This window comes from Micromonospora sp. NPDC050417 (assembly GCF_044458865.1).
Lineage (GTDB): Bacteria > Actinomycetota > Actinomycetes > Mycobacteriales > Micromonosporaceae > Micromonospora_G.
On record NZ_JBITIH010000031.1, the window covers coordinates 1 to 23,480 of the forward strand.

The following is a 23,480-nucleotide window of genomic DNA, read 5'->3' on the forward strand; positions in this document are numbered from 1 at the left end:
GTCAGAAGGGTGTTGAGGTCTGTCGTCACAAACGGATCTTCAACACCCTTCGCCTATGCCCACACCCCGGGGTCGTTAGGACTTACTCGTCTAGCTCGCCGTACTTGACGGCGAGTGAATCGTCCGTTCAGCGAACGTCAAGTGCACCGATCCTACGCTGCCCCCGATCGACGCTGACGAACCCGACGAAAGGTTATCGATGACGACACGACGAACCCTGCTGACCGGTACCGCCGCCGTGGCGACAGGCGCGTTCCTCGGCGCGCCCGTCGCACACGCTCACCGGCCCAAACCCACCGTCGTCCTGGTGCACGGCGCGTTCGCCGACGCCTCCGGGTGGAACGACGTGGCCACCCGGCTCATCCGCGATGGGTACCCGGTCATCACACCGGCGAACCCACTGCGCAGCGTGTCGGCCGACGCGGCCTACCTGGCGAGCATCCTCGCCACCATCAACGGGCCGGTGGTTCTCGCCGCGCACTCGTACGGCGGGATCGTCATCAGCAACGCGGCGACCGGCAACGCGAACGTCAAGGCCTTGGTCTACGTGGCCGCGTTCGTCCCCGACGCGGGTGAGACGCTGCTGGGCCTGCAGACGAAGTACCTGGGAAGCAGGCTGAACGAGGCGGCGCTGGACTTCCGTCCCTACGGTGAAGGGCTCGTCGACGGCTACATCAAGAAGGACGTCTTCCGCGACGTGTTCGCCGCCGACGTCCCGAGGACGACCACCGCCCTCATGTGGGCCGGGCAGCGGCCCGCCGACGCCCGCACGCTCGGTGAGCCGTCCGGTGCGCCGGCGTGGAAGGCGATCCCCTCCTGGTACCTGGTGGCCCGCAACGACCAGGTGCTCCCGGCGGCGGCGCAGCGGTTCATGGCACGGCGGGCGGGCTCGCAGGTCCGCGAGGTCGGTGCCTCGCACGTCGCGATGATCTCGCAGCCGGCAGTGACGGCCGACCTCATCACGCGCGCCGCGCGCTGACCTTCCCGACGCCTGGGCGGGGTCGCAGATTCGGTCGGCGCAGCCCGTGTCCGAACCGCGGCCCGCGGCGTCCGTACCCCCTCCGGCCGACGAGGACTGACCATGCATCAACGTGCCAACGAAGGGCAGTGCGCTGCCGAGGAGGTGCGGCACACCACCGCGACCTCGCCGATCCGCCACCCGAAGCTGACGCTGTTCGCGCTGGCGCTGGGCACCTTCGCGATCGGTACCGGCGAGTTCGGCAGCAACGGCATCATCCAGCTGTTCGCCGCCGACCTGGACGTGTCGATCCCGATCGCCACGTACGCGATCACCGCGTACGCGTTCGGGGTAATCGTCGGTTCGCCCGCGATCACCCTGCTCGCCGCCCGGGTCAACCGACGCACCCTGCTGCTCGGCCTGGTCGTGCTCTTCCTGGCCGGGAACGGGCTGTCCGCGCTGGCCCCGGACATCACGCTGCTTGTCGTGTTCCGGTTCCTCGCCGGCAGCGTGCAGGGTGCGTTCTTCGGCGCCGGGGCCGTCGTCGCCGCGTACGTGTACGGCCCGGGACGGGGTGGCAAGGCGTTCGCCACCGTGATGAGCGGGCTGACCGTCGCCACCATCGTCGGGTCGCCACTGGGCACCTTCGTCGGCCAGCACGCCGGCTGGCGCGTCATGTACTGGACGGTGGTGGCCGTCGGCCTGCTCGCGGGCGCCGCCCTCGTCGCCTGGCTGCCCCGTACGGAGGACCTGCGCGGCAGACCCATCAGCGACGAACTGGGGGCACTGCGCCGGGGCAACGTCTGGCTGATGGTCACCGTCGCGGCACTCGGCATCTCCAGCATCTTCGCCGTGTACACGTTCATCGGCCCGTTCGTCACCGACGCCGTACGGCGCGACGCCTCCCTCATCCCGATCGCGCTCGCCGTGTTCGGTCTCGGCATGGCAGTCGGTAACCAGGTCGGCGGGCGCATGGCCGACCGGTACGAGCACCGCGGCCTGATCTGGGGCTACGGCGGCGTTCTGGTGCTCCTCGTACTGATCGGCGTCGCCGGCGGCAACCTGGTGGTTCTGCTGCCCTGCCTGTTCGGCGTCGGCGCGACCATGATGGCCGCGATCCCCACCATCCAGGTCCGGCTGACCGGGTTCGCGCCGGACGCACCGACGCTCATGGGCGCCCTCAACCTCGCCGCCCTCAACCTCGCCAACGCCCTCGGGGCGATCGGCGGTGCGCTCACCCTCGACGCGGGCTGGGGAACCCTGTCCACCGTCTGGGCCGGCTTCGCCCTCACCACCGGCGGTCTGCTCCTGTATGCCGGAACCCTCGCCCCGGCCTACACGCTCCGGCGTGATCGGGCTGTCGCGTGAACGACGACGCGGCGCGCCGAGGCGCTACCGCGTTCCGGCCGATGTCAAGTACCCATTCAGTACCGCTACCTAGATTCGGTCTCATCGCACACCAAGCCAAGGAGAGCCTGTGATGCCTACCCGCGTCAATCGGCAGACCGTCGACCTCTCACCGTATCCGGACCTCGTGGTCGTGTATCTGGGCATGCGCGTCAACCGGCTCTACGGCCTGCGAACGCTGATGGGCTACGGCCCGCAGATCGGCCGGTCCGCGACCGACAAACCGGAGGGCCTGCTTCAGCACGAGCCGCTGCTGTGGTCACTGTTCCCCATGCATGTCGGCATCCGCCAGTACTGGCGGGACCTGCCTTCACTGCTGTCCTGGGCACGCTCCGAACCGCATCGGCACTGGTGGCGCAACTTCCTGCGCGACAGCGGCGGCACCGGGTTCTGGCATGAGACGTACTTGATCCAGGGCGGTATGGAGGCGGTGTACGACGACATCCCACGACAGCAGGGTTTCGCCGCCTTCGCTCCCGTACATCCGGCACGTGGGCCCATGTTCGGCTCGGCCGCGCGGGTCGGGCGTCCTGAGGACACCATCACACCGGTCGTCAGTGAGGATGAGCTTTATACGCAGGGCTCCGACGGGTGATCAGGTGTGGCATCCGACCAACGGCTGGAGCACACGAACCGCCGGATTCCTCGCACCCGCCTACACGCCCGCGCTCTGGCTCACGGCATCGCCCTGATCGGCGCCCAGCCGACCAGCGACCGGTTCGGTCACCTGCCGTGGGTGTTCCTGGGCACCGTCACGGCCTTCCTCGTCGTCCACAACCTGCACGCGCTACGGGTACATCGCGGGAGTCGGGACTTTGGTCCCGACCCAGTGGGGCGTTCCGGCCCGGGTGCGGCGGCAGCCGGGTGAGCGAAGGTGAGGGGGCCAACAGAGAAGACCCCGATCCCGGAGGCAGCGATGACCACCCACACGAACAGCGACAGGGCTTCGACCAACGTCCCGGCGCACGCTCTCGAACACGCCGCCTTCCCCGGCCACATGCTCACCAGCACCGCCGCCCGCGCTCTGGCCGTCCTGCGGATCACGACCGGTTTCGTCTTCCTGTGGGCGTTCCTGGACAAGACCTTCGGACTCGCCTACTCCACACCCGCCGAACGGTCCTGGATCAACGGTGCCTCGCCGACCGGTGGCTTCCTGTCCCACGTCGAGGTCGGGCCGATGCAGTCGATCGCCCACACGATCGCCGGGACCTGGTGGGCCGACACCCTCTTCATGGCCGGGATGGCCGCCGTCGGCATCGCCCTCGTCCTCGGCATCGGCCTGCGCATCGCGGCCGGCTCCGGCGCGCTCATCATGGCCATGATGTGGTTCGCCGAGTTCCCCCTCGCCCGGTTCACCGCGAGCGGCGAGCCCTCGGGGTCGACGAACCCGATCACCGACTATCACCTCGTCTACGCCGTCGTCCTGGTGGTGCTCGCCGCCGCGTACGCCGGGCACACCTGGGGCCTCGGACGGCTCTGGGCCCGTCTCGCCCTCGTCCGGCGCAACCGCTGGATGATCTGAACTCTTCGTGACACCTGCCGGGCCGCCCCTGCGCGGCCCGGCACGCACCTCTGTCTGTTCCTGTTTCCCGCAAGCTGTCCCCATGTTCGGCGTCCGTCCGTTGTAGGCTTCCGGCCGCTCCGAAATTGACGGAAAGAGGCCGACGTTGCTCGCTAATCTGTTGCCCGGATTCCGAGAGGTGCGTGCGCCGCTGATAGCGGGGTACGTGTGGGTGCTGGCAGTCTGGATCGCCATTGGCGAGGACCTTCTCTCGCTCCAGCCGTACCCGCCCGCTTTCCAGAGCCTGATCGACCTCGGCAACTGGCTCGGAAAGACGGTCCTGCTCGGCGCGGTCAGCGTCTGCGCGTACATCATCGGGATCATCTCGAACACGACGAACAGGTTGTTGGAGCCGCGCCTGCTGGCCAGCGGATGGGGCCACCGGAACGTCGTCACCCTGGCTCGGGCCGGCGGACTCCGGCGGATCGACGCCAGCATGCGCTGCCCCGGTCCCCGGTCGATCAGCCGGCCACTCTTCGACATGATCCGCAAGCGTGCGGTCGAGCACTACCGCACCGCCGTCGACTACCGCGACCACTGCCACCGGATGATCGACAAGGCACGGCAGACCCTTCCGGTTCGGCATCCCGACCGGGTGGTGCTGGTCCCGGCCTCCACCACGATCACCGACCTCCTGGTCGAGTACCCGGCGCTGGACAACGCGATCGCGGAATCGATGTTCGACGTGGACCGTAAGGTCGCGCGGGTGTTGCGGGATCTGGAACCGACGGTGGAGCGGCTGATCGGTGCCGAGCCGGAACTACACGGCGAATTCGACCGGTGGATCGCCGAGGCACAGTTCCGTATCTCGCTCTTCGTACCGACCTGCGCGCTGGTGGGGGTCCTCGGTTGGCGCTTCTCCTGGCTGTACCTGCTGGGCCTGGTCGCTCCGATCGCGCTGCTGCTGGTGGGGCGACACGAACTCGTCAACGCGTACGCGAAGATCGCGATCTGGCTCTCCGCCGGCCGGGTGAACTCACCTGTCCTCGACGACATCCTGGCTCTGGGCCAGCAGCACGACCCGCAGGCCGAATCGTCGCCGGCCGCGGAACGTTTTGTGGCCCGCAATCTGCTCGGTCCCGAGCCGGTCGGGATGAACCCACTCGCGTGGGCCAGGAACCTGTGGCCGCGCGGCTGGCGCACCCGGTACGACTACGAGTTCGAGTAACGAGCGCCGGACACGTCGGAGTCGCCGCGCAGGCGCTGGTCAACGGGCGCTCGCGGGGTAGACGCGGGTCTCGGTCGCCTTGACCGCCGCCCAGACGGGTTGGCCGGGCGCGAGTCGAAGCTGGGCAGCGGCGAGCGGGGTGATGTCGGCGGCGACTCCGATCGGCCCGTCGAGTTGGACCCGCAGGTTGTCCCCGTGGCGTTGGATGCCGGTGATGGTGGCCGGCCAGGTGTTGCGGGGGCTGCCGTCGGGGCGGTTCGGGTGCAGTGCGACGGCCGAGGGCGGGAAGGCGACAAAGGCGTCTCCGTCGAGCCGGTCGGCGACGGTGAGCGAAAAGTCGTCGCCGACCCGGACGGTCAGACCGTCGGCACGACCCCGGTAGAGGTTGAGTCCGACGAGGCGGGCGACGTAGTCCGTACGGGGTCGGGCGGTGATGGTGGCGGCGTCGCCCTCCTGCACCATCCGGCCCTCCTCGACAATGATCAGCCGGTCGGCGAGCACCAGGGCATCGAGCGGGTCGTGGGTGACCAGGAGCGTGGCGCCGACGTGCTCGCCGAGGTGGCGTTGCAGTTCGGCCCGGGTGTCCAGCCGGGTACGGGCGTCGAGCGCGGCCAGTGGTTCGTCGAGCAGCAGCAGCGCGGGGTTGACCGCGAGCGCACGGGCCAGCGCCACCCGTTGGGCCTGCCCGCCGGAGAGTTGCCGGGGCTTGCGCCGGGCGTGTTCGGCCAGTCCCATCCGGTGCAGCCACCCGGTCGCCTGTTCCCGGGCGGTGCGCCGGTCGACGCCGTGCCGTCGGGGTCCGAACGCGACGTTGTCCACCGCGCTCAGGTGTGGGAAGAGCAGGTAGTCCTGGAAGACCACGCCGATCGGGCGGCGTTCGGTGGGTAGCCAGGTCCGCTGGGCGGGCCGGTCGAGGTCGACGCCACCGAGCGTGATGTGCCCGTCGCCGAGTGGCTCAAGGCCGGCGAGCGTACGCAGGGCGGTGGTCTTGCCGGCGCCGTTCGGGCCGAGCAGGGCGACGACCTCGCCGGCCTCGACCCGCAACTCCAGATCGAGGCGGAAGGTGCCCCGGTCGACGACGAGGTGGGCGTCGAGCATCGGGGCGTCGGGCTGACCGGTCGCGGGCGGTGAGGTGATCGGGGCGGGAGTGCTCATGGGCTGGTGATCCATCGGTCGCGGAGGCTGGCCAGGATCGCGACGGAGACGGTGAGCAGGATGAGGCTGAGGACGATCGCCGATTCCAGGTCGGTCTCCAGGGCGAGGTAGACGGCGAGCGGCATGGTCTGGGTCCGGCCGGGGAAGTTGCCGGCAAAGGTGATGGTGGCACCGAACTCGCCGAGTGCACGGGCCCAGCAGAGCACCGCACCGGCGGCGATGCCGGGTGCGACGAGCGGGAGCGTGACGTGGGTGAAGGTGGTCCAGCGGCCCGCGCCGAGGGTGGCGGCGGCCTCCTCGTAGCGGGTGTCCGCGCCGCGCAGCGCCCCCTCGACGGCAATGATCAGGAACGGCATGGCGACGAACGCCTCGGCGAGGACGACACCGGTGGTGGTGAACGGCAGGGTGATGCCGAAGGTGGAGTCGAGCCAGCCGCCGAGCAGGCCCCGGCGGCCGAAGACGAGCAGCAGCGCGACTCCCCCGACGACCGGCGGCAGGACGAGCGGCACGGTGACGAGGGCGCGTACGACTCGGCGGCCGGGGAACTCGATGCGCGCGAGGAGCCAGGCCAGGGGTACGCCGACCGCCAGGCAGAAGACCGTGGCGAGGGTGGCGGTCTGTAGCGACAGTCGCAGTGCGGTGAGTACGCCGGGTTCGGCCAGTCGCTGCGGCAGGGTGCTCCATGGTGTCCGGACCAGGAGTCCGACCAGCGGCAGAACCAGGAAGAGCAGGCCGATGGCGGCGGGTACGAGCAGCGCGACCGGGGTCCGTCCGGCGCGCCGACGAGGGGGTGAGGGCGCGGCCTGCACCGGCCGCGCCGTCACGTTGGAACCGTCTACGAGGGGCATCGGGTCTAGGGTGCCTGGAAGCCGGCCTGGATGAGCACGGACTTACCGGCGTCGGAGAGCACGTAGGCGATGAACGCCTGCGCGCCGGTCTTGTTCGGGGCGCTCTTCAGCACGGTGATCGGGTAGTCGTTGATCGCGCCGGCCGATTCGGGGAACTCGATGCCGTCCACGTCGGCGGTGGATGCCTTGGCGTCGGTCCGGTAGACCAGGGCGGCGTCGACCTCGCCGAGCTTCACCTTGGACAGTGCACCCTTGACGTCCTGTTCCAGGGTGACCGGGGTGAGTTTGACGTTGGCGGCGGTGAGGGCCTTCTTGGCCGCCGCGCCGCAGGGCACCTGCTCGGCGCAGAGGGCGACCTTCGCATCGGGTGTGGTCAGGTCGGTCAGTCCGGTGACGCCGTCGGGGTTGCCCTTCGGCACGGCGATGACGAGCTGGTTCTTCACGAAGGTGGTCGGGCTGCCGTCGCCGTTTCCGGCGTCGGTGACGGTCTTCATGTTCGCGGGTGCGGCGGAGGCGAAGACGTCGGCGGGGGCGCCCTGGTTGATCTGGGTGGCGAGGGCGGAGCTGCCGGCGAAGCTGAAGGTGACCTTCACCCCGGGGTTGGCCGCCTCGAAGTCCTTGCCGATGGTGGTGAACGACTCGGTCAGCGACGCCGCGGCGAAAACGGTGACGCTGCCGGTAACCCCTGAGCTGCTGCCGCCCGGCTGTGGGCTGGCGGTGTCGGCGCTGTCGCCGCAGCCGGACACGGCGAGCACCACAAGTGCGGCGAGTCCGGCCAGGGCGGTGCGGAACCGTCGTGCTCCCACGAGTTGGTCCTTCCTCGATAGCGATGCGGGACACGGCTACCTTAGTGCCCCGCATCTGCTATGAGGAACAGCCCTATCGGCTGGCAACTTCCATGAAGCTGGCCAATACCCCGCCGCATCTGCATGATGGATACATGGCTGGTGAAGCGGTGCCGTCAGCGGTCCCCGAGTCGATGACCGACCAGCAGGCACGTCGGTGGGCCGAGGTCCTGGACCACCTGAGCCACGCCATCCCGTCGGGCGCGGTCACCGTCGTGGTCGACGGCTTCGACGCGTACGCCGAACTGGTCGCCGATCGGCTCGCCGCCGCCCTGCACGGGTTCGGGCGCCCCTGTGTCCGGCTGACCGACACCGCACCGCTGGCGACGGAGGACTCCTGGCGGGCCGAACAGGGCCCGGAGCTCGTCGCGCTCGCCGACGGCCCACGGTGGCGCGAGCGTCCGCCGACCGGGAAGTGGGACGTGGTGATCTGGTTGCGGAGGCCACCGGCAGGCCGGTCCGCCCGGGGTGACCACGACAACGGCTGCGACATCGTGGTGGATCTGCACGACCCGCTCTGGCCGGTGATCCGTCACCTCGACTCCCGACTGGTAGCCCACGATCTCTGGTACCTCAGCGAGTCGCGGGCGTTCTTCGCCATCCGCGCCCGGACCTGGGACACCAAGTTCGGCGACGACCTGCCGGCGTACGCCGCCGCCGTTGCCGAGGCCGATCTACCCAGGGGCGGATCGGTGGTTGACGTCGGCTGCGGCACCGGTCGCGCGCTTCCGGCACTGCGGGAGGCCGTGGGCTCGTACGGCAGTGTGATCGGACTGGACCTCACCCCGGAGATGCTCGCCGTCGCGCGGACCCATGCCCGGGAACGGCTCGCCACCCTGGTGCTCGGCGATGCCCGGCAACTGCCCATCCGGGACGGGGCGGTGGACGCGGTCTTCGCGGCGGGGCTGGTCATGCACCTGCCGGAGCCTGACGCCGGTCTGCGCGAACTTGCCAGGATCACCCGTCCGGGCGGGCTCCTGGTCCTCTTCCATCCCTCCGGTCGGGCCGCGCTGGCTGCCCGACACGGCCGCCCGGTCCGCCCCGACGAGCCACTGTCAGAGGAACCGCTGCGCACCTCGGCCGGGCTTACCGGATGGCACCTGACCAGGTATGACGACGCCGTGGACCGGTTCCTCGCGATCGCCGTACGGGTGGGTCGGTAGCGACCGACCGCAGCTCGTAATGGGCCCTCCCCGACTTGACATGCAGCCGAAAGGCTGCATATCTTCAGGCAGCCAAAAGGCTGCCTGTTCGGAGGGACCGAAGAGATGGACGAGGTGTTCAAGGCGCTGGCCGACGCCAGCCGCCGCCGGCTGCTGGACAGTCTGAACGCCCGCAACGGCCAGAGCCTGCGTGAGTTGTGCACCGGACTCGACATGGCCCGACAGTCGGTCAGCAAACACCTGGCAGTGCTGGAGTCGGCCAACCTGGTGACCCCGGTGTGGCAGGGCCGCGAGAAGTTGCACTACCTCAACGCCGCACCGATCAACGCCATCACCGAACGCTGGATCAACCAGTACCACCGCGAGCGGGTGCACGTGCTCGCGGACCTGAAGCGAGCACTGGAGGAGAAGCCCGTGAGCGACCTCGAATTCGTCTACACGAACTACATCAGCACCACCCCCGAACGGCTCTGGCAGGCGTTGACCGATCCCGCGTTCACCCGCCGCTACTGGGGCGTCGCCTTCGAAACGGAGTGGACCACGGGTTCGACCATGGTCTGGGAGGAGAGCGGCGTACGGATGGCCGACCCCGAGCAGGTCGTGCTCGAAGCCGACCCCTACCGTCGACTCTCCTACACCTGGCACACCATCAGCCCCGAGTTCGCCCGCGCGCACGACATGAGCGAAGAGCTCTTCGCCCAGATGAGCGCCGAACCGCGCTCGACGGTCACCTTCGAGATCGAGCCAGTCGGCGACATGGTCAAGCTGACCGTCACGCACGGCGGCTTCGAGCCCGGCAGCGCCATCCGCGAGGGCGTCCAACACGGCTGGCCTGAGCTGCTCTCCAGCCTGAAGAGCCTGCTGGAGACCGGTGCACCGCTGCCCGCCTCCGACGGGTCGGCGGCCCCGTCCGAGTAACCGGAGAAACTTCCGTACGACGTACCAAAATAGTGGTTGTCGCATAATGGGGCGCCGGACCGAGCGGAGGAGGACACGTGGGCCGGGCACGACCGACAGGCGGCGGCGCCGTCGATCCCGAGGCACTGTGGCTGCGCCCCGGCGGCTCCCGGCTCGGCCGGCCACCGACCCACACCCGTACGGAGATCACCGCCGCCGCCATCGCGGTCGCCGACGCCGAAGGGCTCCCCGCCGTCACCATCCGCCGGGTCGCCACCGACATCGGCGCCGGCGCGATGTCGCTCTACAGCTACGTACCGGACAAGGAAACCCTGCTCGAACTGATGATCGACCAGGCGAGCGGCGAGGACGAACTGCCCCCGGCCAGCGGCGACTGCCACGTCGACCTGCGCCAACTCGCCCAGACCCAACGGGCGATCATGCGGCGACACCCGTGGCTGCCGTCGGCGCTCGCCTTCCGGCAGACCCTCGGCCCCAACACCCTCGCCGCCATGGAATACGCGCTCACCGCGCTCGCCGACACCGATCTCGACAGCCAGTCGAAGCTGGAGGTCGTCGCACTGCTCACCGGCTTCGTCGCGAACTACGTCGCGCAGGAGGTCGCCCAGGAGCGTGACGGCCGCCAACCACAGGAGTCGGTGGCCGCACAGGTTCGCTACCTGCACACGGTCGTACGCGGTGGCGACTATCCCCGCCTGGCCGAGGTGCTCTCCAGCAGCAGCGGCCGGGCACCGTCCAGCTTCGACCGTCTACTCGACCAGCTCATCGACGGACTGGTACCGGAGCGGACGACCAGCCGCAGCTCGATGGAGGTCGACCGGACACGAAGCGCCGAGTAGCGCCGCCGAAGCCGGGGTCGGTTCCGGCTTCGGCGGCGCCAGCGGCGCGCCCGCCCGGGTGCGGCGGTTGGCGAGCAACGTTCAGGCCAGGTCCCGCCGGGTGAGCAGCAGAGCGGCGGCGACCGCGAAGACGACGGTGTATCCGGCGAGCAGGAGGGTGGCGGGACCACCGTCGAGGATCGCCAGCACTCCCGGGACACCCTCGTCGGCGAACGTACGCGCGCCGAGCGCCCCGGCGAGTGAGCCGGCCGCCGTACCGGGGAGGACGTTGCTGACGGCCTCGACGGGTTCCCACACGTTCGCGACCCCGCGCAGCAGGTTCTCCACCGCGAGCGACCACACCAGACCGAGGCCGACACCGAGCGCTGGACTGCGGGTCAGGACGCCGACCAGGACCCCTGCGGCGGCCCACATCACGTACATCAGCAGGGTGGCACCGAACGCCGACGCCACCTCGGCTGTGGGCGGCCAGCGCAGCGGCTGGGACTCGACCCCGGCGACGAGCGTGGCTATCCCGAAGTTGACCGTGAACGTCGCCGCGACCTGGGCGACGACCACGGCACCGAGGGCGGTGAGCGTGCCGCCGCAGGCCGACGCGCGGGAGGATGCCTGGGTGAAGACCGTCTTCCAGGTTCCCCAGCCGTACCCGCCGCCGATCGCCAGCGCGCCAAGGATCAGCAGGAGCGGGGCGCCGAACATGGGTGTGCCGGCGAGCGTGTTCTCCGGTACGCCGACCGGCAACAGATCCTGTAACAACTGCTCGGGCGGCATGCCCTCGTTCATTGCCGAACCGCCGCCGTTGCGGAAGCCGACGTAGTCGAAGACGTAACCGAACAGGATGTCCACCGCCATCCCGACGCCCAGTACGGCCCAGAGTGCCGGCCACCTGCCCAGGCGCAGCAGTTCGGCACGGGTGCTGGCGAGCAACGACGCCGGTCCACGGAGCGTGTTCATGATCCCGTCCTCCTCGCCCCGGCCCCAGCCGGTGCGGATGCGTTCGTGGTGAGTTCGAAGAAGACCTCTTCGAGGGTCCGTTCGGCGACCCGGAGTTCGTGCAGGAGAACCCCCTGCCCGACGAGCGCCTTCGCGATCCCCGGGGCGAGGGAGGTGTCACCGTCGATCCGGATCCCCTGCACGGTGAGGGTGACCGCGTGGTCGCCGACGATCCGCGCTGCCACGGCAAGGGCGATCCCGGTCGGCTCGGCGCGGACGTGGAGCGAGCCGGTGCCCCGTACCTCGGCGACGGTGCTCTCCGTGATCAGTCGCCCGTCCCGGATCACCCCCACCCGGTCGCAGATCTCCTGCACCTCGCCGAGCAGGTGGCTGGAGATCAGTACGGTCTGTCCCTGGCCGGCCAGGTCCACGAGCAACTGCCGCAGGTCGGCCATGCCGGCGGGGTCCAACCCGTTGGTCGGCTCGTCGAGCACCAGCAGTTCGGGGTTGCCCAGCAGTGCCGCCGCCACACCCAGTCGCTGCTTCATACCGAGCGAGTAGGAGCGGAACGCCGAGCGGCGGTGGCTGGTCAGGTCGACCCGGGCGAGCGCGAGGTCCACATCATTCCTGGTGAGTCCCCGGTAGTGGGCCATCACCCGGAGGTTGTCCCGCCCGGACAGGTACGGGTAGAAGCCGGGGCCCTCGATGAGTGCTCCGGTCCGGGCGGTCGCCGCCGGGGCGCCGGGGCGGTGGCCCAGCACTCTCGCGGTCCCGCTGGTCGGCCTGATCAGGCCCAGCAGCAAACGCAGGGTGGTGGTCTTGCCCGCGCCGTTCGGCCCGAGGAAGCCGTACACCTCTCCCCTGCGGACGGTCAGGCTGACACTGTCGACGGCGGTACGACCGCCGTACCGTTTGGTCAGCCGATCGGTACTCACGACTGTTTCGGTCATGCCGGAAGCGTCGCAACCAGGGGCGTTCTTCCGCGTCGACCGGACACCGGTACCGGCGTACGTGGTCTTGCGTAGTGCACGTACGTCGGCGCGACGATGTGGCGGCGCCACCACGCGCCTATTCTCGGCGACGAGGTGCCACCGGGGCGTAACCAGGAGTGAGGTGGAGTGGTGCGTACCGACGATGTGAGGCGTCACTGGGAGACGGCTTCCCCGGTGCTGCTGATCCTGGTGGCCGGGCTGCTCGGCACCGGCTCGGCCGGTGCGGACGAATCCGGCTGGAACAGGGAGCCGGACTGGTTCGCGTACACGCTGGTGGTGTGCGCGGCGCTCGCCTCGGCGACGTCGCGCCGCCGTCCGGAGGTGGCCTTCGGCGGCTGCGGCGCGTCGGTCGTGGCGTACCTGGCGCTGGGGTATCCGGTCGGACCGATCCTCATCGCCGTCCCGGTCGCCGCCGCGGCGGCGGCCGTCGGCTGGCCGCTGCGCCGGGCGCTGCTCTGGAACGGCGGGTTGGGCCTCGCCGTGCACCTGGCCGGCGCCGTCCGGTTCGGCGCCGAACTCACGACCAGCGACCGTGGGCCCTACCTGGACTGGCTGGTCATTTCGGCGGCGGCGGTGGCGCTGCCGACGGCGATCGGCGTGGCGGTGCGGATCCGCCGGGAGTCCGAGATCGCGCTCCGGGTCGCACACGCGCGTCGCGCCGTCTCGGAGGAGCGGCTGCGGATGGCGCAGGAACTGCACGACTCGGTCGGCCACGGACTCGCCGTGATCGCGATGCAGGCCGGGGTCGCGCTGCACGTGCTGGAGCGGAACCCGGGCAAGGCCCGCGAGTCGCTGAAGGCGATCCAGGCCACCAGCCGGGAGTCGCTGCACGGGATGCGCGCCCAGCTCGACGTGTTACGCGACCCCAGGGGCGAGGAGGCGCCCCGGCGTCCCGCTCCGGGGTTGGCCGACGCGGGGGTGCTGCTCGACCGGATCCGTACCGGTGGACTGGAGGTTACGGCGGACGTCCGGGTGGGCGACCTGTCGCCGGAGGTGGACGGGGCCGCGTACCGGGTGTTGCAGGAGTCGCTGACGAACGTCCTGCGGCACGCCGGGGCGACCCTGGCCCAGGTGCGGGTGGCCCGTCAGGGTGGGGACCTGGTCCTGGAGGTCGCCGACAACGGCCGGGCCGATCCGGCCGACAACGCGGTCGTGCCGGCCGACGAGCGGTCCGAGGGGGCGGTGGGGCCGGGCAGCGGCGACCGGCCGGGCAGCGGCATCGCTGGCATGCGCGCCCGGGTGGAGGCGCTCGGCGGCGAATTGGCGGCCGGTCCCCAGGCCGACGGCGGATTCGCGGTACGGGCCCGGCTGCCGCTGGACACCCGATCCGGCACCGCCGACGTGCCAGGATCACCGTCATGATTCGCGTCGTGGTCGTCGACGACCAGGCCCTGGTCCGGATGGGGCTGCGTACCCTGCTGGAAAGTGAGGACGACACCGAACTGGTCGGTGAGGCCGCCGACGGGCGGGACGGGGTCGACCTGGTCCGGCGAACCAGGCCGGACGTGGTGCTGATGGACATCCGGATGCCCCGGCTCGACGGGCTGGCCGCGCTGCGTGAGATCACCTCGGATCCGGCCCTCGCCACGGTTCGGGTCGTGATGCTCACGACGTTCGAATTGGACGACTACGTCTTCGGGGCGCTGCGTGACGGGGCCAGCGGTTTCGTGCTCAAGGACTCCCCTCCCGACGAGCTGTTGCACGCGGTGCGGGTGGTCGCCGAGGGCGCGTCCCTGCTGTCGCCGTCGGTGACCCGTCGGGTGATCCAACAGTTCACCGGTCGGGGCACCCCGTCCGGCGCGCCACACCCGGCGTTGGAGCGCCTCACCGACCGGGAGCGGGACATCGTCGCCTGGGTCTCGACCGGCCGTTCCAACGACGAGATCGCCGCCGAACTGGTGGTCAGCCCCGCTACGGTCCGTACCCACGTGGGTCGCGCCATGGTCAAACTCGGTGCCCGGGACCGCGCCCAACTGGTGGTCTTCGCCGTTCAGTCCGGCCTCACACCGATCCGTCCCGACTGATGCCGGGCGCCCGCCGGGGCGGCTCGGCGGGTCCACTCGGTGCGCGGCGATCTGGGCAAGATCTGGTACGGCGCTTGACTGAGTTCTGGGAGCGCCCCAGGATTCTCCATGGTCCACTGCCTGGTGGACGGTCGAGTGGGGTGGCGGTAGATGCTGGCAGCGTTCGGTCTGACCGAGTTGGAGGAGCGGGTATATCTCGAACTCGTGTCCGGGCAGCCGGGCACGGCCGGCGAGCTGGCGCGTCGGCTCGCGGTCAGTCCCACCGAGGTCGACCGGGCGGTACGGACTCTGGAGCGCCCGGGGCTGGTGCACACCGTCGACGGTCGGGCCGAGGCCGCATCGCCCGATCTCGCGATCGACTCGTTGATGATGCAACGGATGCGGGAACTCCAGGAGGCCCGGATCGGGCTGCGCGACTGGTTGCAGCAGCAACGCGCGACCGACCCGCTCGACCAGGGCATCCATATGGTGGTCGGCGGGGCGACGATCAGCCAGACGTTCGAGCAGTTCCTGCGCGGAGCACAGGACGAGGTGCTCGGCTTCGACCGGCCGCCGTACGCCAGGGAGTTCCACGACAACCCGACGGAACTGGACCTGCTCAGCCGGGGCGTACGGTTCCGCGTCGTCTACGACCGGCGGGCCCTGGAGCGGCCGAACGCGAGCTCCCACATCGGGGCGCTGGTCGCCGCCGGTGAACAGGCCCGGGTCGCGTCGGACGTACCGGGCAAGCTCGCGGTCGCGGACCGCCGGGTGGCACTCCTGTCGTTTCCCGGACGCACCGGCACGATCGAGCCGTGGGCGCTGGTGGTGCGCGGCGCGTCCTGGGTCGACGTGCTGGTCGCGTTCTTCACGGAAGTGTGGGAGCGGGCCACACCGCTGCGCCTCTCCCCGAGCATGGACGCGATCGACGACGTCGACCGGTGGAGCCTGCCGACCGCGACCGACCGCCAGATCCTCTCACTGTTGATGACCGGGCTGCCGGACAAGGCGGTCGCCTCACAGCTCGGCATGTCCCTGCGTACGGTGCAGCGCCGCCTGCGCCAACTGATGGACGTCACCGGCAGCGCGACGCGGATGCAGCTCGGCTGGTTCGTCGCCCGCAACGACTGGTTGTGAACCGCCCCGCCCCCACACCGCGGGGCGGTTCACGCCCTGGAAACGGCCGTCAGTCGCGCGGGGTGACGGTGTCGGGGACCGTGGTCGGTGCCCCCGGCGCGTTCGGTGTGCTGACGACCACCCGGACGGGCGGTGCCAACAGCGGGCCGAGTCGTAACGCGACCCCACACGTCCACCGGGGCGTGCGGCCCCTGAACCTACCCATCGACCTTCTCCTCCTCCGGCGGCGGCGCGGCGAGGCGTTGCCGCCGTGGCCGATTCTGGGCCGGCGGATGACCGTCGGGCAGACGTAGCCGGTGGCGGAGCACGGACATGACGCAACTCCGCCACCCGTGTGACAGCCAGGGCCACGGTGTGTAACAGGAAGATGTCGCTGGTCGGGACGCTACCGGCAGGCCGTACGCTGCTGGACGTGCTGATCCTGCTGCCTCCGTCGGAAGGGAAGACCGCGCCCCGCTCCGGCCGCCCACTGGACCTCGACACGCTCACCCTGCCGGAGCTGAACCCGGGGCGGGAACGGGTGCTGGACGCGCTGGTCGGACTCTGCGGGGGCGACGACCGGGAACGGGCCCGGACGGTCCTCGGACTGAGCCCGGGTCAGGACGAGGAGATCAGCCGCAACGCCCGGCTGCGAAGCGCGCCGACCCAGCCCGCAGCCAAGATCTACACCGGGGTCCTCTACGACGCCCTGGACATCGCCACCCTGACCGGAGCCGCCCGGTCCCGGGTACGCCGGTCCGTGCTCGTCTTCTCCGGACTCTGGGGAGCGGTGCGCGTCAACGACCGGATTCCGGCGTACCGGTGCGCGATCGGGGTCAGCCTGCCGGACGTGGGTGGGCTCACGGCGTACTGGCGGGGGTTGTTGGATCCGGTGGTGGCCGAGGCAGCCGACGGGGCACCCGTGCTCGACCTGCGCTCCGGGGCGTACGGGGCGATGTGGCGGCCCACCGGGCGGACCGCCGAACGGACGGTCGCCGTACGGGTGCTGCACGAACAGGTCGTCGACGGCGTGCCCCGGCGGTCGGTGGTGAGCCACTTCAACAAGGCGACCAAGGGGCGGCTGGTCCGCGACCTGCTGCTGGCCGGGGCGGCGCCACGGAGCACGGGCACGCTGGTCGAGGCGCTGCGTGACCTGAAGTACACGGTCGAGGAGCAGCCGGCCGGGGCCGGCCGGCCCCGTCAGCTCGATGTGGTGGTCACCGAGCTGTAGCGTCCGCGGAGGTGAGCAGTGCCTCGATCCGGCGACTGGCCTGCTCGACCGAGGCGGGTCCGACGGCGGCCCGCAGCCGCAGTGCCCGGTCCCGGTGGTCGCGTCCGTCGAGGAGCCGGCGCATCAGCGCCGCCGCCCGCGCCGGTTCCCACTGGGTCGACGGCAGCCACTCCCCCACGCCGAGCCGGCGCAGCCGGGCACCGGTGTCCGGCTGGTCGAAGCTGTGCGCCAGCACCAGCTGCGGCACCCCGGCGGCGAGACACTGGGCGATGGTGCCGGTTCCCCCGTGGTGCACGACGACCGCCACCCGGGGCATCACCGACCGGTACGGCAACCAGCGGAACCAGTGCACGCCGACGGGCAACGTGGCCGGCAGCAGTTCCCGGTACGGCGACACCAGCAGCACCGTACGGCCCGCGTCGAGGGCGGCGGGGACCGCCGCCGAGTAGAAGTCGTGCAGCAGCATCTGTCCACTGCTGCCCGCGACGAGCACCGGTGGCACCTCGCCGGAGAGCAACTCGGCCACCTCCGGAGGGACCGGTCCCGGGTCAGGCGAACCGGCGCTGTCGAGTAGGAACCCGACCTTCGCCACCCGGTCCGGGGTCGGGTCCCCGGCGGCGTCGAACCACCGGGGCCAGAGTCCGAGTTGCAGGTCGGCGGAGCCGAGGAAGGCGCCCCAGTCGTCGACCGGCCCCAGGCCGAACCCGGCCCGCAGATGGTTGATCGGTCCGGCGAGCGCGGTCCGGTGCAGGTGTTCGGTGACCGGCAGCAGCAGGTGCTGCGCCGGGGTCATCGCCACCCAGGCGACGGGTACGTCCCGTAGCTCCCCCGCGATCAGTGGGGCGAGCCCCGAGGTGTGCCGACCGACCAGAACGGTCTCCCCCGGCACGGTCAGCTCGCAGAGGTGCTCCACCTCCGCTCGGAGCTGCCCGAACAGGTGTGTCCGGTGGTAGTGCGCGAGCAGGTCCGGCGGGCTCGGCGAGCCGACCCGGGAGAGCAGGATCCGGCGGGCGTCATCCAGGTAGGCCGCGTACTCCTCGGCGGTGTCGATCGGCACGAAGCCGAGGCCGGTCCGTCGCGCGGGGTCGGCGTACGGGGCGTGGGTGAGCAGGGTGACCTGGTGGCCCCGTCCGCGCAGTCCCGCACCGAGGTGGATCATCGGCCAGACGTCGCCGTGGGTCCCGTGGCTGACCAACAGAACAGTTGCCATCAGCGGCCTCCCGGGTTGAATACGGGTCCGCTACCTGCCCACGGCCACCCACGCGCCGGCCACCGGGTCGTAGCGGAGTTTGACGGAATCCTCGGTCGCCAGCTCGCTGAGCTTCTCGAACGCTTCGGGCGGCAACCCGGCGCTGATCTCCGCGTCGATGCCCCGCGTCGCATCCCGGATAACGACGACCGGTCGTTCGCTCCGACCGCTGCCGAGCCGGGTGAGAATTCTTCCGAAGAGCGCGTGCATCGCCTCACCCGTCGCGCTGCCGAGAGACTCACCCAGCGCCGAGAGGAAACTGTGTACGGGCACAGCGAGCAACACGATCAGGGCAAGGTTGCTGGCGTCGCCACGGTTTGCCTGCGCTTTGAGAGCGCGGGCGGTGAACCCGTGGGACCGTAGCGTCTCCGCCACCGCCTCTGCGGCTTCGCCATCATCGCCGACACCGAAGTGCACCACGGACACTGACTGGTCGGACATCCAGCCTCATTCCTCACTTCTCAAAAAGGGGTGTGCTGCCAGAACGCATGAAGACGGTCGGGGTTCCCCACTCCAGCGAGCCGAGACCGTCGCGGCGGACCGCGAGCCGGGCCATCATCGCGGCGACGTCGATGGGTGCCGAGGCGGCGAGGGCCTCGTAGAAGACTGTCGCGAACTTGCGGGCGACCGGGTCCGAGACGACGTCGCGCATGGACAGCACCGAGTTCACTCCCCGCCGTACGAGCGCCTCGGCCGTGCTGGTGTAGCCGTGCATGCCGTCGTCCCGCGCGGACTCACAGGTGTTGAGCACCACCATGCGCAGCCCGTTCTGGTTGGCCAGGATCGCGCCGAGGTCCGAGGCGAACACCCGGTCCGCCTTGCCCTCACTGTTGGCGAACGCGACGTATCCTTCCCCACGGGTCGCGTCGAATCCCCCGTGGCCGACGAAATGCAGGGCGTGGTACTGCCGCTTGTAGAGCTTGCGTTGCAGGTCCTGCCAGGTCTGGCCGTTCACCCAGCTCAGCCGGACGAGCCCGTCCCGGACGAACTGGCGCAGCGCCTCCTCGATCGCCTCCCGCTCCGCTGCCACCGCAACCGGATCGAGGTCGTCCGGGGAGACGACCATACCGAGGACGTACAGCGGTGGCTTCGTCGCGCCGCCGCGCACCGGCACCGGCATCTCGACGTAACGCACGATCGGATGCTCCAGCGCGACGTGCGCCCCGGTCTCGTCGTCGAACATCAACTCCCAGGGCAGCGCGGCCAGTTCCGGCGAAGGCATCCGCAGCACCAACCGGAGCACCGCGTTGACCGGTCTCCGGTCGCCGCCGTAGCGGGTCGCGTGGTGGCAGGCCCGGTACAGGCTCCTCGACTCACCGTGCAACAGCGCGTCGAACAGTACGGTTCCCAGCTTCCGTACGGCCGCGAGGTCCGCCGCGGTCGAGAGCGTCGGGTCGAGGCGGGCGGTATCGATCGCGGAACTCGCCCGTGCGAGATTCGCAGCCAGGTCCGACGGCAACCGCAGCGGCACCTCCACCTCACCGGCCGAGCCCCTGAGCAGCGCCCTGTTCCCGGCGCCCCCGGCAGCGGACGGATAAACGCGGATGACCAGGTCCTCGGTGCGCGGCGGGGTCCAGCCCATGGTGGTCTGTTGCGCCGAGGAGAGCCCGAATGCCTGCCGTTCCCACCTGTCCACCACAAACGATCGCCAGACGGTGAACGTGCTGGTGTCACCGAGCTTGGACGCGAAGGTCTCGTACCACCGGGGGCCCCGGACGTTGATCGAGGGCTGCTCGGTGACCTCCGGCAGTGCCGCCGTCACCGGCCTCCCCGCTATCGCCCGAAGCAGATCGGCGCGCAGCTCTGCCGCGCTCTGGTAACGGTCGAGCGGGTCCTTCGCCAGCGCCTTGAGGACGATCGCGTCGACCGACTGCTCCACGTCGGGATTGAGATGACTCGGCAGCGGTGGGTCGTCCCGTACGTGCTGGTCCATGACATCCGTCTTGGACTCGCCGACAAACGGCGGATGCCCACAGAGCAGCGCGAACATCAGGCAGCCTGCCGCGTAGACGTCCGAGCGGTAGTCCGCGGTGTCACCGCGCACCTGTTCCGGCGAGAGGTAGTGCACACTGCCGATCACAGCGCTGGTACGCGTCATCGTGGTCCTTCCGGGCAAGTAGGCCCGGGCGATCCCGAAGTCGGCAACCTTCACCTGACCGTGACGCGACAGCATCACGTTGCTGGGCTTGATGTCCCGATGGATGATTCCCTGGCGGTGGCTGAACTCCAACGCCGTGCAGATGTCCGCGCAGACCTCCATCGCCCGGCGTGGCATGAGTCGGCGTTCGACCGCCAGCACCTCCTTGAGTGTCCGGCCGTCAACGAACTCCATGGCGATGAACGGCCAGGCTTCGCCGGTCACCGAGATCCGCTCACCGGTGTCGTAGACCGCGACGATCGCCGGGTGGTTCAGCGATGCCGAGTTCTGCGCCTCACGTCGGAAACGCATCTGGAATGTGGCGTCCGTGGTAAGGCCCGCCCGCAGCATCTTGATCGCAACGTCCCGACCGAGGCGGAGGTCACGCCCCCGGTACACCTCGGCCATGCCGCCAATGCCGAGGAGTTCGCCGAGCTGGTACCGGCCCCCCAGCAACTCCGGCACGCTCATTTCGCACACCGCCGAACCGACAGTGCCCTTCCCAGGCGCTGGGAAAGGGGTGCGGACACGACCAGGCTCACGCGTCCTCCTCGGCGAGCAGTGACTCGATCTCGGCGTCGGAGAGTCGTTCCAACTCGGCGATGAGACCGGTCAGCTCCGCACCGTCGACCCCGGCGAGCTGACGTTCCCGGATCTCGCGGGAGACCTCGGCAACGGTGAAGGTCGGGGTGAACAGGAGCTCGACCGGGAGTTCGACCGCGAACACCTCGCGTACCCGGGCCATGAACTGGACCAGTTGCAGCGACTGTCCACCGAGGGCGAAGAAGTTCTCCGAGGGCGTACGCGGCGCCACGGCGAGCAGTTCCGTCCAGATCGCCATCACCCGGGCCTCCACCGGGTCGACACTGTCAGCCCAGGAGATCGGGCCGTCGTCTGCGGTTGCGGCCCTCGGGGCGTTGCCGGCGAGCAGCGCCGCCCGGACGGCCGCCGGCTCGGCGAGCATGGTGGCGATCCGTTCGACCACCGCCCAGGGTGCGGCCGGCATTACGGTGGCGGCAGGTTCGACGCCGGAACCGGGAGGTTCGCCAAGGGCACCACGGCCGGACGGTTCGCCGGTGGCGTCGGGTCGATGACGTACCGCCGCCGCCTCGGAGGCGGGCAGCCGGTGGTAGTGGACCCGACCGGCTTGCCCCGGCACCGGTTCGGCGGGCGTACCGGCGGTGACGTCGGCGAGGAAGGTGCGGGCGGGTCCGTTCCGGGCGGTCGGCAGACATGCCAGCGCGACCGTCGACACGCCCCGATCCAGGGCCAGTTCGCCGAGGTGGGCAAGCATCCGGTGCTCGACCCCGCGCCCCAGTGCCCGGCAGCTCAGCAGGAAGGTGTCGACCCGCAGCCACTCGGCGTCAACGGTGTGACCCACCACGCCGACGAGACCGTAGTCGCCGAAACGGTCCGCCACGGTCACCACCAGCCAGTCGAGGTCAGGTGCGGGCGGTTCGAGTGGGTCGCGGCGTACCGGGGCGAGGTTGAACTGGTTGGTCCGCTGGGCGAGCTGGGCGATCCGCTCGCGCTGGTCGGGCCGGGCCGGTGTGACGGCAACCCGCAGCTCCAGGCCGGCGTGGAAGTCGGCCAGCGACATGGCGCGCTCGCGCCACGCGTGGCGGCGCGCCTCCTGTTCGTAGCGCGCGGCACGTTCGCGGTCCTCGTCGGTGACCCGGTCCAGGTCTAGGGGCCAACAGTGGCGTAGGAAGGCCGCCGCCTCGGCGGAGTCGGACGGCAACGTCAGCGACAGCACCTCGGGGCAGGCGGCCCGCACCTCGGCGACCTCGATCGGGCTGTCGTCGAGAAAGACGAAACTCTCCAGCCCGAGGTTCAGCTCGGCGGCGAGGGAACGCAGGTTCTCCCACTTCGGTTGCCAGTTGACCCGGCTGGCGGTGAGGTGTTCGGGACGCAGCAGTAGGTCCGGGTGGCCGCTGAGGACCGCGTTGACGTCGGCGGGCTGGTTACGGCTACAGAGGCAGAGCAGCCGGCCGGCGTCGCGTTGGTCGACGAGCAGTTGCTGGAGCGCGCGGCGGTGCCGGTCGACGGTGACACCACCCGGCCCGTCCTCGCCGACGATGCCGTTCCAGAGGGTGTTGTCCGCGTCGACCACGATCACCTTCGGTCGGGTCGTCACCAGGGCGTGTACGGTCCGGGCCAGCGCCGTACCGAGCGCGGCGAAGAACTCCGGCGTGTACGGCACCCGGCCGAGCCGGTCGGCGTACGCGTCGTGCGGTTCGGCCACCGGGTAACGGCCCGCCAGTTCGGCCGGGCCGATCAGACGCAGGTGTGCGCAGCCGGCTAGTCCGTCGCGTACCACCCGCTCGGCACTGTCCGGTGTGGAGCGCGTCGCGGTGCCGGGTGTGGAGCACTCGGCGGCGGGCGGATCGGGGCAGAGCGCAACCACCAGTGGTACGCCCGCCCGCCGGTCGGCCGTACGCAGGGCGGCGACGAACCCGTCCGGGTCCGCGATGTCGGTGAGCCGGACCGCGACAACGTTCACCCCGTCGCGGCTGGTCCGCAACGGGCTGCCCGGATCGAGCAGTTGCTGGAACACCTGACCGTACGGCGCGAACTCGATCGCCATCGGCAGGGCCAGTTCCCCGGCCCAGAACCGCAGCACCTCGGCCAGTGGTTCGGCGGTGAAGGAGGCGGCGACGCGTACGGTCAGCATGCCCGGGTCAGCCGGGGGTGGCGGCGATCCGGGCGCGCAGGGACGCTGGCCGCATGTCGGTCCAGACGCGTTCGACGTACTCCAGGCACTCGCGTCGGCTGCCGGCGGTGCCGACCTGCCGCCAGCCGGCCGGTGGCGGGGTTCCGTCCCGCCAGATGGAGAACTGCTCCTCGTCGTTGACCACCACGACGTAGCTGCCGATCTCGTCGTCCTCGTCGTACATCGCTTGCTCCGCCTCGAATCCGGGGGGGGTGAACGGGGCATGACCATCGGTACGGATCGC

At 70.4% G+C, this 23,480-nt stretch carries 24 protein-coding genes; 13 read left to right on the forward strand and 11 right to left on the reverse strand.

All coding sequences use genetic code 11. The features are described from left to right. Nucleotides 1–199: 199 nt before the first annotated feature. The 6 genes from ACIBF5_RS29415 (at nt 200) to ACIBF5_RS29440 (ending at nt 5,094) form a co-directional block, all read left to right on the forward strand. Nucleotides 200–979 (forward strand): alpha/beta fold hydrolase, encoded by a 780-nt coding sequence (locus ACIBF5_RS29415; protein ID WP_396816181.1) that lies wholly within the window; start codon nt 200–202, stop codon nt 977–979. Nucleotides 980–1,081: 102 nt separating this feature from the next. Next, complete coding sequence (locus tag ACIBF5_RS29420) at nt 1,082–2,326, forward strand: MFS transporter (RefSeq protein WP_396816182.1); 1,245 nt, start codon at nt 1,082–1,084, stop codon at nt 2,324–2,326. A 112-nt stretch (nt 2,327–2,438) separates the two neighbouring features. Next, complete coding sequence (locus ACIBF5_RS29425) at nt 2,439–2,960, forward strand: monooxygenase family protein (protein WP_396816183.1); 522 nt, start codon at nt 2,439–2,441, stop codon at nt 2,958–2,960. A gap of 6 nt (nt 2,961–2,966) precedes the next feature. After that, on the forward strand, nt 2,967–3,233 hold the full coding sequence (locus ACIBF5_RS29430; RefSeq protein WP_396816184.1) for a hypothetical protein: 267 nt from the start codon (nt 2,967–2,969) through the stop codon (nt 3,231–3,233). Nucleotides 3,234–3,281: 48 nt separating this feature from the next. Beyond that, a complete protein-coding gene (locus ACIBF5_RS29435; protein ID WP_396816185.1) occupies nt 3,282–3,887 on the forward strand; it encodes a hypothetical protein in 606 nt (201 codons plus the stop codon). Nucleotides 3,888–4,098: 211 nt separating this feature from the next. Further along, nucleotides 4,099–5,094: a hypothetical protein gene (locus tag ACIBF5_RS29440; protein ID WP_396816186.1), complete on the forward strand. Its 996-nt coding sequence runs from the start codon at nt 4,099–4,101 to the stop codon at nt 5,092–5,094. Between the two features lie 39 nt (nt 5,095–5,133). On the opposite strand, the gene ACIBF5_RS29445 is transcribed toward ACIBF5_RS29440, so the two are convergent. The 3 genes from ACIBF5_RS29445 to modA are packed head-to-tail and all read right to left on the reverse strand — an operon-like array spanning nt 5,134 to nt 7,903. After that, the gene (locus ACIBF5_RS29445) at nt 5,134–6,249 is read right to left on the reverse strand and encodes an ABC transporter ATP-binding protein (protein WP_396816187.1); all 1,116 of its coding nucleotides are present in this window, start codon (nt 6,247–6,249) and stop codon (nt 5,134–5,136) included. Next, nucleotides 6,246–7,097 (reverse strand): ABC transporter permease, encoded by an 852-nt coding sequence (locus ACIBF5_RS29450; protein ID WP_396816188.1) that lies wholly within the window; start codon nt 7,095–7,097, stop codon nt 6,246–6,248. The genes ACIBF5_RS29445 and ACIBF5_RS29450 overlap by 4 nt, the downstream gene beginning before the upstream one ends. A 5-nt stretch (nt 7,098–7,102) precedes the next feature. After that, nucleotides 7,103–7,903, reverse strand: coding sequence for a molybdate ABC transporter substrate-binding protein (gene modA, locus ACIBF5_RS29455; protein WP_396816189.1), 801 nt, complete (start codon nt 7,901–7,903; stop codon nt 7,103–7,105). 134 nt (nt 7,904–8,037) lie between these two features. On the opposite strand from modA, the gene ACIBF5_RS29460 reads away from it, so the two are divergent. From ACIBF5_RS29460 to ACIBF5_RS29470, 3 genes are all read left to right on the forward strand, one after another. After that, nucleotides 8,038–9,105 carry a class I SAM-dependent methyltransferase gene (locus ACIBF5_RS29460; RefSeq protein WP_396816190.1) on the forward strand — a complete coding sequence of 356 codons (1,068 nt, stop codon included), beginning with the start codon at nt 8,038–8,040 and terminating at the stop codon, nt 9,103–9,105. 105 nt (nt 9,106–9,210) lie between these two features. Then, nucleotides 9,211–10,023: an ArsR/SmtB family transcription factor gene (locus ACIBF5_RS29465; protein ID WP_396816191.1), complete on the forward strand. Its 813-nt coding sequence runs from the start codon at nt 9,211–9,213 to the stop codon at nt 10,021–10,023. 77 nt (nt 10,024–10,100) lie between these two features. After that, nucleotides 10,101–10,862, forward strand: coding sequence for a TetR/AcrR family transcriptional regulator (locus ACIBF5_RS29470; RefSeq protein ID WP_396816192.1), 762 nt, complete (start codon nt 10,101–10,103; stop codon nt 10,860–10,862). 81 nt (nt 10,863–10,943) lie between these two features. Here ACIBF5_RS29470 and ACIBF5_RS29475 read toward each other — a convergent pair whose 3' ends face one another. Further along, nucleotides 10,944–11,816, reverse strand: coding sequence for an ABC transporter permease (locus ACIBF5_RS29475; RefSeq protein ID WP_396816193.1), 873 nt, complete (start codon nt 11,814–11,816; stop codon nt 10,944–10,946). Beyond that, nucleotides 11,813–12,745 carry an ATP-binding cassette domain-containing protein gene (locus ACIBF5_RS29480; RefSeq protein ID WP_396816194.1) on the reverse strand — a complete coding sequence of 311 codons (933 nt, stop codon included), beginning with the start codon at nt 12,743–12,745 and terminating at the stop codon, nt 11,813–11,815. The genes ACIBF5_RS29475 and ACIBF5_RS29480 overlap by 4 nt, the downstream gene beginning before the upstream one ends. Before the next feature lie 171 nt (nt 12,746–12,916). Here ACIBF5_RS29480 and ACIBF5_RS29485 point away from each other — a divergent pair, with 171 nt between their 5' ends. The 3 genes from ACIBF5_RS29485 to ACIBF5_RS29495 all read left to right on the forward strand — a co-directional run bounded on the left by ACIBF5_RS29485 (nt 12,917) and on the right by ACIBF5_RS29495 (nt 15,927). Beyond that, nucleotides 12,917–14,149: a sensor histidine kinase gene (locus ACIBF5_RS29485; RefSeq protein ID WP_396816195.1), complete on the forward strand. Its 1,233-nt coding sequence runs from the start codon at nt 12,917–12,919 to the stop codon at nt 14,147–14,149. Next, nucleotides 14,146–14,811 (forward strand): response regulator, encoded by a 666-nt coding sequence (locus tag ACIBF5_RS29490; protein WP_396816196.1) that lies wholly within the window; start codon nt 14,146–14,148, stop codon nt 14,809–14,811. The genes ACIBF5_RS29485 and ACIBF5_RS29490 overlap by 4 nt, the downstream gene beginning before the upstream one ends. Before the next feature lie 150 nt (nt 14,812–14,961). Further along, nucleotides 14,962–15,927 carry a helix-turn-helix domain-containing protein gene (locus ACIBF5_RS29495; protein WP_396816197.1) on the forward strand — a complete coding sequence of 322 codons (966 nt, stop codon included), beginning with the start codon at nt 14,962–14,964 and terminating at the stop codon, nt 15,925–15,927. Nucleotides 15,928–15,976: 49 nt separating this feature from the next. On the opposite strand, the gene ACIBF5_RS29500 is transcribed toward ACIBF5_RS29495, so the two are convergent. Continuing rightward, the gene (locus ACIBF5_RS29500; protein ID WP_396816198.1) at nt 15,977–16,132 is read right to left on the reverse strand and encodes a hypothetical protein; all 156 of its coding nucleotides are present in this window, start codon (nt 16,130–16,132) and stop codon (nt 15,977–15,979) included. 162 nt (nt 16,133–16,294) lie between these two features. Between ACIBF5_RS29500 and yaaA the strand changes: the two genes are divergently transcribed. Further along, nucleotides 16,295–17,137: a peroxide stress protein YaaA gene (gene yaaA, locus ACIBF5_RS29505; protein WP_396816199.1), complete on the forward strand. Its 843-nt coding sequence runs from the start codon at nt 16,295–16,297 to the stop codon at nt 17,135–17,137. On the opposite strand, the gene ACIBF5_RS29510 is transcribed toward yaaA, so the two are convergent. From ACIBF5_RS29510 to ACIBF5_RS29530, 5 genes are all read right to left on the reverse strand, one after another. Continuing rightward, the gene (locus ACIBF5_RS29510) at nt 17,124–18,347 is read right to left on the reverse strand and encodes a glycosyltransferase (RefSeq protein WP_396816201.1); all 1,224 of its coding nucleotides are present in this window, start codon (nt 18,345–18,347) and stop codon (nt 17,124–17,126) included. The genes yaaA and ACIBF5_RS29510 overlap by 14 nt on opposite strands. Nucleotides 18,348–18,377: 30 nt before the next feature. After that, nucleotides 18,378–18,827 (reverse strand): hypothetical protein, encoded by a 450-nt coding sequence (locus ACIBF5_RS29515; protein ID WP_396816202.1) that lies wholly within the window; start codon nt 18,825–18,827, stop codon nt 18,378–18,380. Between the two features lie 13 nt (nt 18,828–18,840). Further along, nucleotides 18,841–20,994 (reverse strand): protein kinase, encoded by a 2,154-nt coding sequence (locus ACIBF5_RS29520; protein ID WP_396816203.1) that lies wholly within the window; start codon nt 20,992–20,994, stop codon nt 18,841–18,843. A 67-nt stretch (nt 20,995–21,061) separates the two neighbouring features. Continuing rightward, nucleotides 21,062–23,197 carry an HAD-IIIC family phosphatase gene (locus ACIBF5_RS29525; protein ID WP_396816204.1) on the reverse strand — a complete coding sequence of 712 codons (2,136 nt, stop codon included), beginning with the start codon at nt 23,195–23,197 and terminating at the stop codon, nt 21,062–21,064. Between the two features lie 7 nt (nt 23,198–23,204). Further along, on the reverse strand, nt 23,205–23,420 hold the full coding sequence (locus ACIBF5_RS29530; protein WP_396816205.1) for an MbtH family protein: 216 nt from the start codon (nt 23,418–23,420) through the stop codon (nt 23,205–23,207). Nucleotides 23,421–23,480: the final 60 nt, after the last annotated feature.

What these genes read in the sequence shown, in the direction of transcription:
- ACIBF5_RS29530 (WP_396816205.1), bottom strand. Translation starts at nt 23,420, where the DNA reads ATGTACGACGAGGACGACGAGATCGGCAGCTACGTCGTGGTGGTCAAC.
- ACIBF5_RS29435 (WP_396816185.1), top strand. Translation starts at nt 3,282, where the DNA reads ATGACCACCCACACGAACAGCGACAGGGCTTCGACCAACGTCCCGGCG.
- ACIBF5_RS29415 (WP_396816181.1), top strand. Translation starts at nt 200, where the DNA reads ATGACGACACGACGAACCCTGCTGACCGGTACCGCCGCCGTGGCGACA.
- ACIBF5_RS29420 (WP_396816182.1), top strand. Translation starts at nt 1,082, where the DNA reads ATGCATCAACGTGCCAACGAAGGGCAGTGCGCTGCCGAGGAGGTGCGG.
- ACIBF5_RS29475 (WP_396816193.1), bottom strand. Translation starts at nt 11,816, where the DNA reads ATGAACACGCTCCGTGGACCGGCGTCGTTGCTCGCCAGCACCCGTGCC.
- yaaA (WP_396816199.1), top strand. Translation starts at nt 16,295, where the DNA reads ATGTCGCTGGTCGGGACGCTACCGGCAGGCCGTACGCTGCTGGACGTG.
- ACIBF5_RS29525 (WP_396816204.1), bottom strand. Translation starts at nt 23,197, where the DNA reads ATGCTGACCGTACGCGTCGCCGCCTCCTTCACCGCCGAACCACTGGCC.
- ACIBF5_RS29450 (WP_396816188.1), bottom strand. Translation starts at nt 7,097, where the DNA reads ATGCCCCTCGTAGACGGTTCCAACGTGACGGCGCGGCCGGTGCAGGCC.
- ACIBF5_RS29495 (WP_396816197.1), top strand. Translation starts at nt 14,962, where the DNA reads ATGCTGGCAGCGTTCGGTCTGACCGAGTTGGAGGAGCGGGTATATCTC.
- ACIBF5_RS29515 (WP_396816202.1), bottom strand. Translation starts at nt 18,827, where the DNA reads ATGTCCGACCAGTCAGTGTCCGTGGTGCACTTCGGTGTCGGCGATGAT.
- ACIBF5_RS29480 (WP_396816194.1), bottom strand. Translation starts at nt 12,745, where the DNA reads ATGACCGAAACAGTCGTGAGTACCGATCGGCTGACCAAACGGTACGGC.
- ACIBF5_RS29490 (WP_396816196.1), top strand. Translation starts at nt 14,146, where the DNA reads ATGATTCGCGTCGTGGTCGTCGACGACCAGGCCCTGGTCCGGATGGGG.
- ACIBF5_RS29510 (WP_396816201.1), bottom strand. Translation starts at nt 18,347, where the DNA reads ATGGCAACTGTTCTGTTGGTCAGCCACGGGACCCACGGCGACGTCTGG.
- ACIBF5_RS29460 (WP_396816190.1), top strand. Translation starts at nt 8,038, where the DNA reads ATGGCTGGTGAAGCGGTGCCGTCAGCGGTCCCCGAGTCGATGACCGAC.
- ACIBF5_RS29520 (WP_396816203.1), bottom strand. Translation starts at nt 20,994, where the DNA reads ATGAGCGTGCCGGAGTTGCTGGGGGGCCGGTACCAGCTCGGCGAACTC.
- ACIBF5_RS29500 (WP_396816198.1), bottom strand. Translation starts at nt 16,132, where the DNA reads ATGGGTAGGTTCAGGGGCCGCACGCCCCGGTGGACGTGTGGGGTCGCG.
- ACIBF5_RS29425 (WP_396816183.1), top strand. Translation starts at nt 2,439, where the DNA reads ATGCCTACCCGCGTCAATCGGCAGACCGTCGACCTCTCACCGTATCCG.
- ACIBF5_RS29465 (WP_396816191.1), top strand. Translation starts at nt 9,211, where the DNA reads ATGGACGAGGTGTTCAAGGCGCTGGCCGACGCCAGCCGCCGCCGGCTG.
- ACIBF5_RS29445 (WP_396816187.1), bottom strand. Translation starts at nt 6,249, where the DNA reads ATGAGCACTCCCGCCCCGATCACCTCACCGCCCGCGACCGGTCAGCCC.